At 38.9% G+C, this 15,706-nt stretch carries 14 protein-coding genes; 5 read left to right on the top strand and 9 right to left on the bottom strand.

All coding sequences use genetic code 11. The features are described 5' to 3' along the window. Positions 1 to 501: 501 nt before the first annotated feature. Complete coding sequence (locus tag WYK_RS09265) at positions 502 to 1,155, bottom strand: YkyA family protein (protein ID WP_161629122.1); 654 nt, start codon at positions 1,153 to 1,155, stop codon at positions 502 to 504. A gap of 175 nt (positions 1,156 to 1,330) precedes the next feature. Here WYK_RS09265 and WYK_RS09260 point away from each other — a divergent pair, with 175 nt between their 5' ends. Continuing rightward, on the top strand, positions 1,331 to 1,513 hold the full coding sequence (locus WYK_RS09260; RefSeq protein WP_040374216.1) for a YjcZ family sporulation protein: 183 nt from the start codon (positions 1,331 to 1,333) through the stop codon (positions 1,511 to 1,513). Positions 1,514 to 1,816: 303 nt separating this feature from the next. Here WYK_RS09260 and WYK_RS09255 read toward each other — a convergent pair whose 3' ends face one another. Beyond that, positions 1,817 to 2,590 carry a Cof-type HAD-IIB family hydrolase gene (locus WYK_RS09255; RefSeq protein WP_152526446.1) on the bottom strand — a complete coding sequence of 258 codons (774 nt, stop codon included), beginning with the start codon at positions 2,588 to 2,590 and terminating at the stop codon, positions 1,817 to 1,819. 662 nt (positions 2,591 to 3,252) lie between these two features. Here WYK_RS09255 and WYK_RS09250 point away from each other — a divergent pair. Both WYK_RS09250 and rnjA read left to right on the top strand, forming a co-directional pair. Then, positions 3,253 to 3,468 (top strand): DNA-dependent RNA polymerase subunit epsilon, encoded by a 216-nt coding sequence (locus tag WYK_RS09250; RefSeq protein WP_040374214.1) that lies wholly within the window; start codon positions 3,253 to 3,255, stop codon positions 3,466 to 3,468. A gap of 3 nt (positions 3,469 to 3,471) precedes the next feature. Next, positions 3,472 to 5,139 (top strand): ribonuclease J1, encoded by a 1,668-nt coding sequence (gene rnjA / locus WYK_RS09245; protein ID WP_040374213.1) that lies wholly within the window; start codon positions 3,472 to 3,474, stop codon positions 5,137 to 5,139. A 43-nt stretch (positions 5,140 to 5,182) separates the two neighbouring features. Here rnjA and WYK_RS09240 read toward each other — a convergent pair whose 3' ends face one another. From WYK_RS09240 to WYK_RS09230, 3 genes are all read right to left on the bottom strand, one after another. Continuing rightward, on the bottom strand, positions 5,183 to 5,842 hold the full coding sequence (locus WYK_RS09240; protein ID WP_040374212.1) for a potassium channel family protein: 660 nt from the start codon (positions 5,840 to 5,842) through the stop codon (positions 5,183 to 5,185). Positions 5,843 to 6,018: 176 nt separating this feature from the next. Further along, the gene (locus WYK_RS09235) at positions 6,019 to 7,839 is read right to left on the bottom strand and encodes an ABC transporter ATP-binding protein (RefSeq protein ID WP_040374211.1); all 1,821 of its coding nucleotides are present in this window, start codon (positions 7,837 to 7,839) and stop codon (positions 6,019 to 6,021) included. Beyond that, the gene (locus tag WYK_RS09230; protein WP_040374210.1) at positions 7,836 to 9,593 is read right to left on the bottom strand and encodes an ABC transporter ATP-binding protein; all 1,758 of its coding nucleotides are present in this window, start codon (positions 9,591 to 9,593) and stop codon (positions 7,836 to 7,838) included. The genes WYK_RS09235 and WYK_RS09230 overlap by 4 nt, the downstream gene beginning before the upstream one ends. 292 nt (positions 9,594 to 9,885) lie before the next feature. Here WYK_RS09230 and WYK_RS09225 point away from each other — a divergent pair, with 292 nt between their 5' ends. Next, a complete protein-coding gene (locus WYK_RS09225; RefSeq protein WP_051387399.1) occupies positions 9,886 to 10,725 on the top strand; it encodes a mechanosensitive ion channel family protein in 840 nt (279 codons plus the stop codon). Positions 10,726 to 10,816: 91 nt separating this feature from the next. Here WYK_RS09225 and WYK_RS09220 read toward each other — a convergent pair whose 3' ends face one another. The 3 genes from WYK_RS09220 to WYK_RS09210 all read right to left on the bottom strand — a co-directional run bounded on the left by WYK_RS09220 (position 10,817) and on the right by WYK_RS09210 (position 13,754). After that, positions 10,817 to 11,947, bottom strand: coding sequence for an N-acetyldiaminopimelate deacetylase (locus tag WYK_RS09220; protein ID WP_040374209.1), 1,131 nt, complete (start codon positions 11,945 to 11,947; stop codon positions 10,817 to 10,819). A gap of 81 nt (positions 11,948 to 12,028) precedes the next feature. Continuing rightward, a complete protein-coding gene (gene dapD / locus WYK_RS09215) occupies positions 12,029 to 12,736 on the bottom strand; it encodes a 2,3,4,5-tetrahydropyridine-2,6-dicarboxylate N-acetyltransferase (protein ID WP_040374208.1) in 708 nt (235 codons plus the stop codon). A gap of 130 nt (positions 12,737 to 12,866) precedes the next feature. Further along, positions 12,867 to 13,754: a LysR family transcriptional regulator gene (locus WYK_RS09210; protein ID WP_040374207.1), complete on the bottom strand. Its 888-nt coding sequence runs from the start codon at positions 13,752 to 13,754 to the stop codon at positions 12,867 to 12,869. Between the two features lie 104 nt (positions 13,755 to 13,858). On the opposite strand from WYK_RS09210, the gene WYK_RS09205 reads away from it, so the two are divergent. Next, positions 13,859 to 14,593, top strand: a complete 735-nt coding sequence (locus WYK_RS09205) for a sulfite exporter TauE/SafE family protein (protein ID WP_040374206.1) — start codon at positions 13,859 to 13,861, stop codon at positions 14,591 to 14,593. Here the strand turns inward: WYK_RS09205 and WYK_RS09200 are convergent. Then, positions 14,555 to 15,706 (bottom strand): MFS transporter (locus WYK_RS09200; RefSeq protein ID WP_051387398.1); only part of this gene is annotated, 1,152 nt, incomplete at its 5' end. The two genes, WYK_RS09205 and WYK_RS09200, sit on opposite strands and share 39 nt — an antisense overlap.

Here is a 15,706-nt window from a genome sequence, read left to right as displayed (position 1 = left end):
TTTAACACATTTCATGGAATTTTCCCTGCTTATCAAGGCAACTAAGTCTCTAATAAGTACTGTTTTCCATCTTTAAATTGTATCTGCTTTCAGGATCACTTGTGTTCTACTTAATAATCTTTGATTCTTCCTGTTCGAACGGATTTGTCGGAAAGAGTGTTCTTCGTAATTCCCCCGATTTGAATTGATCTCCTCCTAAATCTGCTCTTGGGTAGCACGTGTTTCCATTTGAGCGTCGGACTAAAATCCAAATTAAATTTAGAAAGACCGTTGATTGGAGTGTTGGCGTGAAGACTCCTGCGGGAACAGCGGGACAGGTGAGACCCCGCAGGAGCGTAAGCATTGATGCGGCTCACCGCCCGCCCGCGGAAAGCGAAACGCCTTTCACTGCAATCAACAGCCGCATTTTAAAAACTAAAAAAGAAGACTGTAGACAAACTCGATTTCCACCCGAGTTTGTCTACAGTCTGAAGCAGCCTGCTGGCTGCTTCTCTAAATTTTTTATTCTGTTTTAATTTCAGCTGTTTTGTAAAAGCTTGCTTTCTGCTTGTTATATAATTCCGTACTAGCATTGAATTCTTCATTAGCTTTAATTACTGCTTGATAGGCGCTATTGATTTTATCAATTTGGGCTGACAGTTCATCCATTTTCAAATCTTCTTTTTTAAACAGATCATACAGTTCACGGTCATAATCTAAACTCGTTTGGTAGGATGTATATAATACCTCATGATTCTTATATCTTTTTTCCATCGTTCCTTTAAGTGTTTGCACTTCTTGTTTTACCTGTTTTTCTTCAATGGCTTCGATATGATCATCAATCTTTTTGAATTCCTTTTCCGAATTCTTAATACTTGTTCTTTCTTTTTCCATTAATTTCTCACGTTCGTCTAAACTTGCTAATGCTTCATCAGAAAGTTTAACAATTTCATCATATTCTTTCATTCCAAGAGTAGTAATTTGTTCATATAGTTCTTTCTCTTTATTCTCTAATTCAACAAGAGGTTTCTGTTGTTTTTCAAATTCACTCTCTTTTTGTATAGCATTTTCTAATACTGTATGTATTTCTTCTTCAGGTGCTGCGCTGCCTGTACAACCTGCAAGAACTCCCATCGTCATTAAGAAAGCCAACACAATTTTCCCATATCTAAACACATCAATTCCCCCAGTTACATTTTTCTCTTTTTTCATTTAATTCAACAGTTCAAGCCCGAATCCTCAAAATCTCCTCATGAGTAGGCGCAAGCCTACACCTATTCCGCTCATGTGCATAGGCTGATAGAAATCATTCCAACAGGGATGGTTATAAATAAACCTGGAGGTATCGCCTATGTATTACGGAGGTCAAGGTCAAGGAATGGATTGCTGTTACCCTATTTCACCTGCACCAAGCTATGGATATGGTTACGCTGGCGGAGGAGGCTGCGGCTGCGGCGGAGGATTCGGCAGCGGTTTTGCTTTAATTGTTGTCCTGTTCATTCTGTTGATTATCGTTGGAGCCTGTCTATGCTGAATTAAATGACTTACCTTCTTTACCCTTAATTCACGAAAATATGATGATTTTAATAAATTTTTAGGTACTAAGTGTAACTAAAGCAGATATTTACTCTTTTTCTGCCGAAATTTGCGCTTAGTACTTCTTTTATCTGCCATATAGAACCTCACCACATTATACCTTAATTATCCATTTAGATAAATTAACAATTAAGTATACGTTAGCAAAAAGCGTTTATACATGTTTTCAACTTAAATTAATTCCCCTTTCTATAAAAAAGAAGAGTACAGACGAATCACTGCACTCTTTTTCTCTTGACTGTTATAAAAGACCCATATGTTTTAAGCCGTATAAAATACCTGAGTCATCTACATTCTTAGTTACGAATTCAGCATGTTTCTTAACCTCATCAAGAGCATTCCCCATAGCAATACCATGCCCTACGGTTCCTAGCATCTCAATATCATTTAACCCATCTCCGAATGCATATACATCTTCCATACGGAAATCCGTTCGTTCAATAAACCTTTTAATTCCTTCTGCCTTCGAACCGCCGGCTGGTAAGACATCAGTTGAAAATTCATGCCAGCGGATAAAGTGCAAATCATCATATTCATGGATAATTTGTTGATCTTCTTCTACTGTAGTAAACAATAGTGCTTGATAAATATCATTTTCTTGATAAAATTCAGGACTGCATTCAGGATATGGAAACCGTAGAGTACCTAATGCTTCAGTAACACGTTCGCACCCTTTCACACTAGCCTTCATTGTTTTATCATTCATAAATACCATAGCTTTTTGCTCATTTTCAGCTTGCTGATGAATTCGAGTCAGTTCCGCTCTTGGCAGTGGATTGCGATAGACAACCTCATTCTCAAAGACGACAAATTGTCCGTTAAAACTCACAAAAGAGTCAATCCCTAATTCCTCGCGGAGCGGTTCAAACATAAACGGGGCTCTTCCAGTCGCAATTGCAACAAATACCCCCTTATCTTGAAGATCCTTAATTGCTTTCTTTGTTGAAGCTGGTAACTTTTTTTCGTGATCTAATAGCGTTCCATCTATATCAAAGAACACAATCTTTTTCAATATAATCCCTGCTTTCATATGTAAAAGATTCAAATAGATAGTAATTATCTACTTATTTAATCCTTGTCCTGCAAATTAGTCAAGGGATTACTGCCCCAGCACACCAATTGTCATAATCCTGATAGTGATTTGCATTCCAGCATATACTATTTATATAGAGAATAAGGACAGGCATTTATGATTATTGATTTTTTTCTTGGCTCTAATCAACAGTAACCCTTTAAAGACGTATTTACTTTCTTTAATAATCCTTTACAATAATACTTAAGGGGCGTGAACGGGATGTTAAAAAAATTACGTAAAAAGCTGCAAAAACAGTGGCAGGATTTACTGAGAAAAAAGACAATCGCTTAACTATTTTTAATAAAGCCCTTCAAAAACTTGCGAAGGGCTTCTTCCTTATTGTAATGTTTCATGGTAAGACCTTTTTATTTGTCATACATAATTCGTCATTCCATGCTGGGTGAGTATAAGGTCGAATTAAGAATGACAGCGATCCTTTAACCAGTAATACCCTTTTAAACCTGTGTCCTCCCCTCGGTGGACCTCGGTCTCACCCTTATCATATTTGAGAAGCACTCTGTTTTTTCTTGTAAAACATGAAAAAATTGTTGTTTTTATATATAATGAAATTAGTAATTGAAAATGAATAGGAGAGATTAAGAATGATTTTTAAAGTTTATTATCAAGAAAACATTAAAGAGGTAGCAGTGCGTGAGCATACTCATACCATATATGTTGAAGCGGATTCAATTCGTGAGGCTCGTTTTAAAATTAAGGACAAGCCATATAACGTTGAATATGTTGAACCCGTAACAGGTGCATACTATGAGTATGAAAAACAAAATAATCCAGATTTTAAAGTATTGGAGCTAGGATAATTTATGAAATTCGTAAAAAATGACCAAACGGCCGTTTTCGCTTTAGGCGGACTAGGCGAAATCGGTAAAAACACATATGCAGTACAATTTCAGGATGAAATTGTCATAATCGATGCGGGAATCAAGTTCCCTGAAGATGAGCTTCTTGGAATTGATTACGTCATTCCAGATTACAGCTACTTAGTTAAAAACGTTGATAAAATTAAAGGATTATTTATTACCCATGGTCATGAAGATCATATCGGTGGTATTCCTTACCTTTTAAAACAGATTAATATTCCTGTCTACGGCGGTAAATTAGCTCTTGGTCTTCTTCGTAATAAACTAGAAGAGCACGGTCTTCTTCGTACGACAAATTTGATTGAAATTCAAGAAGACGATGTAATTAAATTCCGGAAAACATCTGTTTCATTTTTCCGTACAACACACAGTATTCCAGATTCCTATGGAATTGTTGTTAAAACACCTCCTGGTCAAGTTGTTCATACTGGAGATTTTAAGTTTGATTTTACACCTGTTGGTGAACCTGCTAACTTAACAAAAATGGCTGAAATCGGTAAGGAAGGCGTTCTCTGCCTGCTGTCAGACAGTACGAACAGCGAAGTCCCTACTTTTACGATGTCAGAGCGTAAAGTTGGCGAAAGTATTGATGATATCTTCCGCAAAGTGGACGGCAGAATCATATTTGCTACATTCGCATCAAATATCCATAGATTACAGCAAGTGATTGAAGCTGCAGTAGATAATGGACGTAAGGTTGCAGTTTTCGGACGCAGTATGGAAGCAGCCATTAATATCGGACAGGATCTTGGCTATATTGTAGCTCCTAAAGAAACATTTATTGATGCACAACAAATCAATCGACTGCCTGCTAATAAGGTAACGATTTTATGTACAGGAAGCCAAGGCGAGCGCATGGCTGCATTGTCAAGAATCGCAAATGGCACTCATCGCCAGATACAAATCATCCCTGGTGATACAGTAGTCTTTTCTTCTTCACCAATTCCTGGAAATACGATCAGCGTCTCTAGAACGATTAACCAGCTATACCGCGCAGGTGCAGATGTTATTTCTGGACCACTGAGCAATATTCATACCTCAGGGCACGGCGGACAGCAAGAACAAAAATTAATGCTTCGCTTAATTAAGCCGAAGTTCTTCATGCCGATTCATGGTGAGTATCGTATGCAAAAAATGCATACGCAGCATGCTATTGACTGTGGAGTTCCAGAAGAAAACTGCTTCATGATGGACAATGGCGATGTGTTAGCATTAAGCGACAAAACCGCTCAAATTGCCGGCAAGATTCCTTCAGGTTCCGTTTATATTGATGGAAGCGGGATTGGTGATATCGGTAATATCGTGTTACGCGACCGTCGTATTCTCTCTGAAGAGGGACTTGTTATCGTCGTAGTAAGTATTAACATGAAAGACTTTAGAATTTCTGCTGGACCTGACATTATCTCGAGAGGGTTCGTTTACATGAGAGAATCTGGTGACTTAATCAGTGACGCTCAATCTCTAATTACTAAGCATTTAAATAAAGTAATGGAACGTAAAACCACTCAATGGTCAGAAATCAAAAATGAGATTACGGATACCTTATCACCATTCCTTTACGAAAAAACGAAAAGACGTCCAATGATATTACCAATCATCATGGAAGTTTAATAAAAAGCAATAAAAAAACCGGTTCCCAATGGGAACGGTTTTTTTATTGCACCACTTTCTTTTCAAAACGATTAATATCTGTATCTGTTCCAATCACAATTAAGATATCATCTTTCTGAATTATGTCACCAGCCTGAGGCGAGACAATGATTTCTTTTCCTCGTTTTACTGCCACAATATTAATCCCAAACCTTGCTCGAATATCTAGATCGATGATAGAATTTCCAATCATTTTATCACTTGCCACTATTTCGACGATTGAATGTTCATCTGAAAGCTCTAGATAATCTAGTACATTGGTTGAGACGATTTTATGGGCAATTCTTTTCCCCATATCCCGCTCTGGATGAACAACATGGTCGGCGCCGATTTTTCGCAGCACTTTTTCATGATAGTCATTTTGTGCTTTAACTGTGATATTGCCTATTCCCAGCTCTTTAAGCATTAGCGTGGTTAGAATACTGGATTGAATATTGTCTCCAATGGCTACTATCACATGATCAAAGTTACGTATTCCTAAACTTTTTAATACATTCTCATCAGTCGTATCACCAACTACAGCATGCGAAGCAATCATCGCATATTCATTGACTCGATCTTCATCTAAATCAATAGCGAGCACCTCCATGCCCTCTTCGGCTAGAGCTTTAACAATACTCCCGCCAAAACGGCCAAGGCCAATCACTACAAATTCTTTTTTCACAGTAATACCTCCAGAAGTGTATCTGATCAAATAATACCTATTCTAGCACAACGGATTAAAAGTTACAGCATTTTGCAAGTCTCCTGTGTAATAAATAATAAACTAGAATGCCTAATCATAAGATTCCTTCTAAATGAAAAAACCAACCTGCCTTTTGCTTGAGCAGGTTGGTTATCTTAGCTGATTTGTTGAAGCGTATATTGTGCTTGAACAAGGTTGTAGTATTCACCACATTGCTTCATTAATTCCTGGTGGTTACCTTGTTCAATAATTTCCCCATGATCAAGTACGAAGATATTATCTGCCTCTCTAATCGTAGACAGCCTATGAGCTATGATAATTGAAGTACGACCTTTTAATAAGGTTTTTAATGCTTCTTGAATTTTAACTTCCGTTTCCGTATCAATACTCGCTGTCGCTTCATCAAGAATAAGTATTTTGGGATTTGCCAGCAATGCCCGGGCAAAAGATAATAATTGGCGTTCACCCACAGAAAGAATATTTCCGCGTTCTTCTACCTCTGTACCATAATTATTTGGAAGTCTGCTGATAAAGTGATCTGCCCCGACTGCCTTTGCGGCAGAAATAACTTCTGAGTCGTTTGCGTCCGGCCGGCCAAAACGGATATTCTCCATAATCGTCCCTGAAAAGATAAAAGTATCTTGCAAGACAATACTAATGTTTCCTCTAAGACTGTCTACAGATAAATTTCGTACGTCAACACCATCAATTTTAACGGATCCACCAGTTGAGTCATAAAAACGACTGATAAGGCTTGCGATCGTTGTCTTTCCAGAACCAGTATGTCCCACAAGGGCTATTGACTGTCCTGCCTTCATCTCCAAACTAATGTTCTTTAATGCTTGGCGTTTCCCATCATAGGAGAAGTCTACATGATCAAAGGTGATTTCACCTCTCATCTTCTCCAGTCGAATAGCATCCTTTCTCTCATCAATCAGCGGCTTTTCATCAATATATTCAAAGATTCGTTCAGACGAGGCCATACCCACCAATAATTGATTGTATACTTGACCGAGTCTTGAGATTGGTTCCCAGAACATCCCCAGATAAAAGGCGAATGAAACAAACACACCTATCGTAATCGTTTCATTCTGAATAAGGTGTGTCCCATACCAGATTAATACGGCTGTACCAACTGCATTGGTCACCTCAACTAAAGGGCGGAAAACTGCATTCTTTTTCGATGCATCTTTCCAACTTACAAAATTCTCATCATTCACACCATCAAAGAAGGCCATATTTTCCTTTTCCTGTGTGAAAGATTGGGTAATTCGGATTCCTTGAATGCTTTCATTTAAATGAGAGTTCAATTTAGCTTGCTTAATTCGAACAACCTGCCAGCTTTTACGAATTTTCTTTCGTAGGCTGGTTGAAATAAAGAACATGATTGGGAGAATAATCAAAATAGCAAGAGTTAACGGTGGACTCAATATAAAGAGGATGACGATTACTCCAATCAAGAGGACTACATCCATCAATAAATTAATGACACCATTCGTAAAGAGTTCCTGTAGTGAATTAATATCATTCATTATTCGGACTAGAATGGAACCAGCTGAACGCTGATCAAAAAAACGATGAGATAAGCTTTGGACATGGGTGAATAAATGCTTACGAAGATCGTATATAACATTTTGCCCTAGTTCATTCATCCATTTTATTCTGAAGATGTTGGCCACATAAGAAACCACATACATTCCGCATAAAATGGCAACAAGAAGATAAAGCTGCGAAATGTCTTTATTCTCAATTGCTCCATCAAGCGTATAGACCCCAATTAACGTAGGGATCACCAGTTTAATAGCTGTTGTCAACAATACCATTAGGATGGCAAGCGGCAGCAGCGTCCGCGAATACGGTAATATATAACGAAACAAGCGGACCATTTGCTTATAATTAAACGGTTTTTCAATTACTTGATCAGTTGAATATTGAAATCGTTTTAAAACACTTTTTTCTATTTTGGTTTCCTTCATATGCTCCCTCCTGCTAGTGAAACAGCTTCTTTATCTTGAAACTGAATATCATAGATTCGTTGATAGGTACCTTTACGCCTAATTAATTGTTCATGTGTTCCTCTTTCACTGACTTTTCCATTATCAAGCACAAGTATTTCATCCGCGTGTTTCAAGGAAGAGATTCGATGAGCAATAATGACCGTTGTTCGATCTCTCATGACATCTTTGAGCGCAGCTTGAATTTTGAATTCTGTTTCCATATCCACAGCACTTGTGGCATCATCTAGGATTAAAATACTTGGATTAATACAAATCGCCCTTGCGATAGCAATTCGCTGTTTTTGTCCTCCGGATAGTCCCATGCCGCGTTCACCAAGCAGCGTGTCGTATTGAGCAGGCAGCTCCATTATAAAATCGTGAGCATCAGCCCGTTTGGCTGCATCAATGATTGCTTCCATCGATGCCTTAGGGTTGCCATAGGCAATGTTCGCACGAATGGTTGAAGAAAAGAGAAATGATTCCTGAAGTACAAAGCCAATATTCTTACGAAGTGTATCAAGCGAATAATCTTTTACAGATTGATTATCTATCCGTATTTCTCCTTCAGTCGGTTCATAAAACCGGGTAATAAGCTGAGTTATTGATGTTTTCCCGCTTCCGGTTGCCCCAATTAACCCAACTACCTTTCCTGGCTTCACCGTAAAAGAGACATCCTCTAGGGCTGCTTCATCTTCCTCTGCATATTGAAGGGTTACATGGCGAAAGTCCACTGCCCCAAGTAAATTGTCTTTCATAATCGGATTTTGATTAACTTCAATGTGCTTTTCTTCTTCCATAATTTCAAGTAATCTTTCCCCTGATGCTTTTGCCTGCGAGAACATATTAATAACAAACCCTAGGTTAATAATTGGCCAAAGGATGTACCCAACCAAGCTGTAAAAAGCAACCAATTCGCCATATGTAAGTTGATTTCCTATGACTAAATATCCTCCATAGGCTAGTAAAGCAACGACAGAAAGGTTTCCTAAAAGCTCCATAAGCGGGAAATACTTTGCCCAAATTCCTGACGTCATAAGAGACATTTCTTTATAATCTCTATTTGCCTTGTTAAATTTATTAATTTCAAACTCTTCTCGTGACAATGACTTGACCGTGTTAATTCCACTTATATTTTCCTGAACGTTTGTATTTAACTGGCCAAATGATTTTCTTACTTTTCTAAATGCAGGATGTACTTTTTTATCAAACTGGAAAACTACTACTGCTAGAAATGGAAGTGTCGCAAGTGTAACAAGCGTTAGGGGAATGGAATAATACATCATCACACCGAAACAAAGACTTACCATTAAGACAAACCGCAGCAATTCTGAAAAACCGTAAGAAAGAAAAAAACGGAAGCCTTCAACATCAGCAGTGAGACGGGACATTAAGTCACCAGTCTTTGCATTGTCATAATAGCGAAAGGGTAAGTATTGAAGTTTTTCATATAACGAATTCCGTAATTTATACACGGCTGACACGCCAAACACATCTCCATAGTACTGCTGGATAAAGGTTGCCAGCCCTTTCACTCCCATCATTCCAACAAACCCTAGTGCTAAGTAGGACACCAATTTATAGTTTTTATTTAGCGCTACCTCATCAATTGTGATTTTTAGTAAGACGGGATAGATCACAGTTATTGCCGTAGCAACTATAAGGAACAGCAGCGATATAAAAAAGTACCGCTTATACGGCCAATAAAAATCCTTTAACTTTCTTAAAGTCTCCATCTATTTGTCCTCCTCTCTTCTGTTAAAAAACCAACTAAAGTATACAAAGTTTCGTTCTTCGTTAGAGAACGTATTATCTAATATACCGAGTTTCGAAATAAATTTCCAGCTATTTTTTTAAATATTTTATATTTTTTAACAATTTGCATATTAGTAATTTCAACCTGCTTTGTACCTATAAGTAATGACTATTTATGATTATTAACGTTTATCTTTACTAGCAAAGGGAATAAATTGGGTGCGTAGGTTTGAGTGAATTCGTGTAATCGGTGTACATAGAAAGGATGTTAATATGATTGTTTATTCAATTTTAAATCTAATCCCCAAAGACTATCAAAATATTGATTGGAAAACGATGCTTCTATCAGGGAGCTTTATCCTGCTGCAAATGTTTCTTACTTATATCATATATGTATTAATGAGAGCTTCAGCCAGTAAGCTGATCCAAACAGGGTTTGCTAAGATTCAATTACGAAAAAATGTCTCCCCTGGCAGGGCTTTAACATTGGAGAGTTTAATTCGCAATACCACAAACTATGTACTTGCTTTTCTCTTAATAGTTACACTTCTTCAATTAGTAGGCATAAAAACAACTGCTATATTAGCAGGTGCTGGTGTCGCTGGACTAGCAGTTGGATTTGGTGCTCAAGGGTTAGTTAGTGATGTGGTAACAGGCTTCTTTCTCCTTCTTGAAAAACAGCTTGATGTCGGCGATTATGTCACGATTGGTACGTTTTCTGGAGTAGTTGAGCAACTAGGTTTAAAGACGACGATTATTCGCGGAATGGATGGGACCCTTCACTATCTTCCAAATCGCCAGATTACTAGTCTAAGTAACCACTCTCGAGGGAATATGCGCGCACTCGTCGATATTAGCATAGATTCCTCGGCTGATTTAGATTTAATGACAGAATTAATTGAAGACGCCTGTAGGGAAGTCAGTGCAAACAATGAAGAAAGTATTATTGAAGGACCAAACGTCCTCGGTGTTCAAGAATTTGATTCATCAAACATGGTGATACGAGTACTCGCCAAAACTGTAAATGGTAAGCAAGGGGAAATCGAAAGACAGATTCGTGTTGCGATTAAACGAGGTATGGCTCGGCAGCCTTCGATGAACATCGAACATTAATATTCTTTTTAAAAGCGGGAATTATCGACAGAGTAAATCATCAAAGAACCCTCCAGCTTTGTGCTGGAGGGTTCTTTGACGGCCTATTTATTTACTGTGATCCCTTATATGTTAGGTAGCGTGTGAGAAAGGCTATTGCTCGTTCTATCGCCTTCTCATTTGGATTCAGCCTGGCGCTGTGAAGTCCATAATCTGAGTCCACTCCTAGCCAGAACATAAAGCCTGGTATTTCCTTTAGCATATAACCAAAGTCTTCTCCAGTCATTGCTTCTCTACAGTGATAGACGTTAATGTCATCATCTTTCTCAGCAAATTCAATAAATTCATTGGTTAATTGCCGTTCATTTTGAACCTGATAATACATACATCCATAGTCTATCGCAGTTTGACACTGATAACTGATTTCCATTCCCTTTACCAATTGTTCAATTCGCATTTTCACCTTTGCCATGGATTCAGCATTTAGGGTTCGAATAGTTCCTTCCAAACGTGCATTTTCAGCGATAATGTTTTGAACCGTACCGCCAGTAATCTTCCCAATTGTTATGACAGCTGAATCGAGAGGGTTAACATTTCGAGAAACTATCGTTTGCAGCTGACTAACTAGTGTACAAGCGGCAACGACCATATCATTTGTTTCATGAGGATAAGCAGCATGTCCACCTTTCCCTTTCATATCTATAAATAATTCTGAAGTATTGGCGAATAAGAGCCCTTCCTTGATAGCGATTGTACCAACTGGGTACTCTGGCGCGATATGAAGGGCCATTATCATGTCTGGCTTCCATCTTTCCATCGGTGCCGCTTTTAACATAGGCTCGGCACCGCCTGGACCCTCTTCAGCAGGCTGAAAGATAAAGAGTAAATTATCATTTATTTCCGTATGCACAAAGTGTGTTAACACCCCTAATGCGATGCTCATATGAAAATCATGTCCACAAGCATGCATACGGTCAAGATGCTCTGATACATAAGGTAAATCTGTTTCCTCAACAATAGGAAGACCATCGATATCTGCTCGATAGCCAATCGTCTTACGTGGATTTGTTCCCTTTATTTTGACAAAAATTCCCGTTTCCCACGTTTCTATTTCAATTCGTTCTTGAGGAAGACTGTAAATATAGTCTAAAAGATATTGTTGGGTTTTAATCTCTTGAAACCCTGTTTCGGGAATTCTATGTAGGTCTCTGCGAATTTTCGTAAATGGATTAAGCTGTTCCATATCTTTTCCCCCTATAGCGAAAGCGTGGATAACAAGCATCCACGCTTTTAATGATATGAACTAATAAAGATCTCTGCCCGATTATAGCTGACGCAGCTCTTGCATAATTTCTGTTTTAGATTTAGTTTTCTCATCGATTTGTTTGATTACTTTAGCCGGAATTCCAGCAGCAACTGAGAATGCAGGGATATCTTTGGTGACAACCGCTCCAGCTGCCACTACAGATCCTTCACCAATCGTTACACCCTCAAGGATTACGGCGTTAGCTCCGATTAATACATCATCTTCAAGGACGACAGGCTTTGCGGAAGGAGGTTCGATTACTCCCGCAAGAACAGCTCCTGCACCAACGTGACAATTTTTACCGACGGTAGCCCGGCCGCCAAGAACAGCATTCATATCGATCATTGTACCTTCTCCGATTACAGCACCAATATTGATTGAAGCTCCCATCATAATGACTGCATTATCACCGATTTCAACTTGGTCGCGAATAATGGCTCCAGGCTCGATACGCGCTTTTACACCCTTCAAATCAAGCGTTGGAATGGCTGAATTTCTACGATCATTTTCAACTACAAAATCTTCAATTTTATTGTTATCGCTGATGGCCGCACTAATCTCAGACCATTCTCCAAATACTACGCCAGTATTGCCCGTAATGAACGTTTTAGAAGCGGCACCAAAATCGATATTTTCCAAATCACCTTTTAGGTATACCTTTACAGGTGTTGATTTCGTACTGTTTTGAATAAATGAAATAATTTCATGAGCATCCATCTTTTTCATATGTATTTCCTCCTCATATACTATAATAAGCAAATTTAAATGTATCAAACAAACGCAGGTAAAACAAGAATTATAGTCCTCCTGACAAAAAGAACTCAATGTTATTAGATGGAAAACCAGTCATACCGTTTTACTTACTAACCATCCCTTGACTGCGAATATGTTCTTCTACGACTTCCTTAAAGGCCTGTACCTGCTTCAATTCAAATGATGACTCATACCCGCAAAGCCACGTATCTCTTTCAATCGAATGATTTTGACCATATAAGGGAATCTTGAAAATATTTTGATCCTTATCATGTAAGGTAATAGCCGGAAGAATCGCATATCCAATACCATTAAAAACCATTTGCTTACATGTTTCAATTTGATCCACGATAATTGTATTTTTAGGAGTTGTTTGAAACTGACGATGCCACCAATCCTGTATTTCTTGATAATAATTTGAATCACTTTTAAATTGAATAAACGGCCGATCGGTTTCAAGTACCTGACTTAAATCATTCATTTCCGTATCAACAAGGTACAGCATATCCGTAAACAAATGCTGCTTATATCCTTTCCAGTCTGGTGCACCTCTAATTACTCCAATATGAACCTGACCCTCATATAAAGTTTTCAAAATTTCACTGCTCCATCCAGTTATAAGGGATATCTTTGCATATGGATACTTTCTTACGAATTTCTTTAGAACCTGTGGCAGCCAATTTTGTCCGACGATGGAGGCACAAGCAATTTTCAACGTTCCATATACTTCGTGATCCATGGCTGTGAGCGTTTCCCTAACTTTCTCTTCCTTTCCAAGGACATCATTTGCAAATCGTATGACTTCCTCACCAGCTGGAGTTAGCGAGAGTCCTTTTTGAGAGCGAAGGAATAATTTCTTTCCCCAATCATTTTCAATGGTATGAAGCCTTTGTGAAAGTGCCGGCTGCGAAACAAAGAGTCGTTCAGCTGCTTTACGCATGTTTAACTCCTGCGCAAGAACGGATAACATTTGATACTCTGAAAATGACATCGGTCATCCTCCTTGATTAGTTTTTCTTATCGATTACTATCATTTTATTAAAATTTTATTATTGAGAGATTGCCGATATAATTAAGTGGAAAAGAGGGATTGATATGACAGAGGCTTTGCTTATACTAATTGGATTTTCGGCGTCCTTTATTGGCACTTTGGCTGGCAGCGGCGGAATGATTGGCATGCCAGCTATGCTTTTACTCGGTTTTCCTATACACAGTGTCATTGCGACAGCTAAATTTTCAAATATTTTTGCTTCCTTCTCTAGCTTTTTTGTACTGATTAAACAAAAAGAGTTAACATTCTATGATGTTTCTGCCTTAATCCCCTTTGCTCTGTTAGGCGGTCTTATCGGGGGATTACTCGCAAATTCTCTTACTGAAAATACAATGAATATCATTGCCGTCCTTTTATTGGTTTCTGCTTTTTTTCTCAGTATCCTTAAGAAACCGCAGGTCAAGGAGTCACACAGCTGGTCGCTTCCAAAAAAAACATATCCTGGGCTATTCGGCATTAGTGTGTATGATGGCATGTTCGGTCCAGGACAAGCCACTCTCCTCATGTATACCTTCTTAAATAGTGGAGCGGCTTATCTTAAATCACTTGCCTTGACGAGATTTCAAACATTTATCAGCTGTCTTGCCGCATTTATTACTTACTTAGCAGCAGGAAACTTCATGTGGGAAATGGCCGTCTTTTATGCACTCGGTTCTCTCGGCGGTGCTCAAACAGCCATTTTTGCAGCAAGAAGGATTTCTACTGCCTATCTTCATCTCATTCTCCACAGTGTCACCATATTACTTATCATCCAGCTTATATACCGCCTTCTTTTTTAAGTCAGTCTGCTTGCTTCCTCTCGGTACAAATAAAAGGAATACCATACTCAGAGCGGCAAACAGCAAGACAATTAAATAAACATTATGAAGGGCGGCAGACAAACCATCCTGAAGGAGTTGTACGGTATCATTGGGCAATAACGCACGTTCCTCCCGCTTAAGCAGTTGATTGGCCGCATCAATGGATAAGGGCTCTTCATTTCCTGCATGTTGATTAAGGTACGCTTGAAAACTACTGTTCATTATACCGCCTAAGAAAGCAGCTCCTATTGTGTTTCCAAGGTTCCTCATAAACATATTGGATGCTGTTGCAATACCCCGTCGTTCCCAGCTTACTGTACTTTGAATCATAACAATAAAAGAGGTAGACGTGAAGCCCATTCCTATTCCTACAAAAAAGGACCCAGTAGCTGCATATAAAGGACCAGCGCCGGCAGGCATAAAGGCTAACAGTAAACTGCCGAAAATGAGTGACCCTCCTCCCAAAAGCGAAGTCGCTTTAAAACCGATTTTCATTAACAGACTTCCAGCGAAGGTTGAAGCAATAGGCCAGCCGATGGACATCGCCGTCAGTGTAAAGCCTGCGACTGTTGGTGATCGTTCCATGACACCTTGTACATATGTTGGCAAGAAGCTGGAAAATCCAATCAACATAATTCCTGTTGCCAGTGAGACGATATTCGCGATTAAAATAGAGCGTTCACGCCAAATTTCAAACGGCATCATCGGTTCTGGAGTCCTGCCTTCCTGCCAAATGAAGCAGGCAAACGCACTAACACCCAGGATAATTAAACTGATAATCGGAGCAGAAGTCCATTGCCACTCTACGCCCCCCTGAACAAGAATAATCATGAAAGACGAAATCGATACCGTTAAAAGTACTGCGCCGCTATAGTCAATGACTGCCTTTTTCTTTTCGATTTTTTCGTGAAGAAAGAACCACAATAAACACATCGAAAGGATACCAAGCGGGATGTTAATCCAAAAAATAAGCCGCCAGGTGACACTTTCAACCAAAATCCCTCCAAGCGCCGGCCCCAAAACAGCCGATATTCCCCAGACACTTGAAAGGTATCCTTGAACCTTGGCACGTTCTTGTTTGACATATATATC

The sequence above is a fragment of the Peribacillus psychrosaccharolyticus ATCC 23296 genome (genome assembly GCF_000305495.1).
GTDB classification, from domain to species: domain Bacteria; phylum Bacillota; class Bacilli; order Bacillales; family DSM-1321; genus Peribacillus; species Peribacillus psychrosaccharolyticus.
The sequence above is the reverse complement of the archived record's forward strand: the minus strand, read 5'-3'. Positions and strand labels throughout refer to the sequence as shown.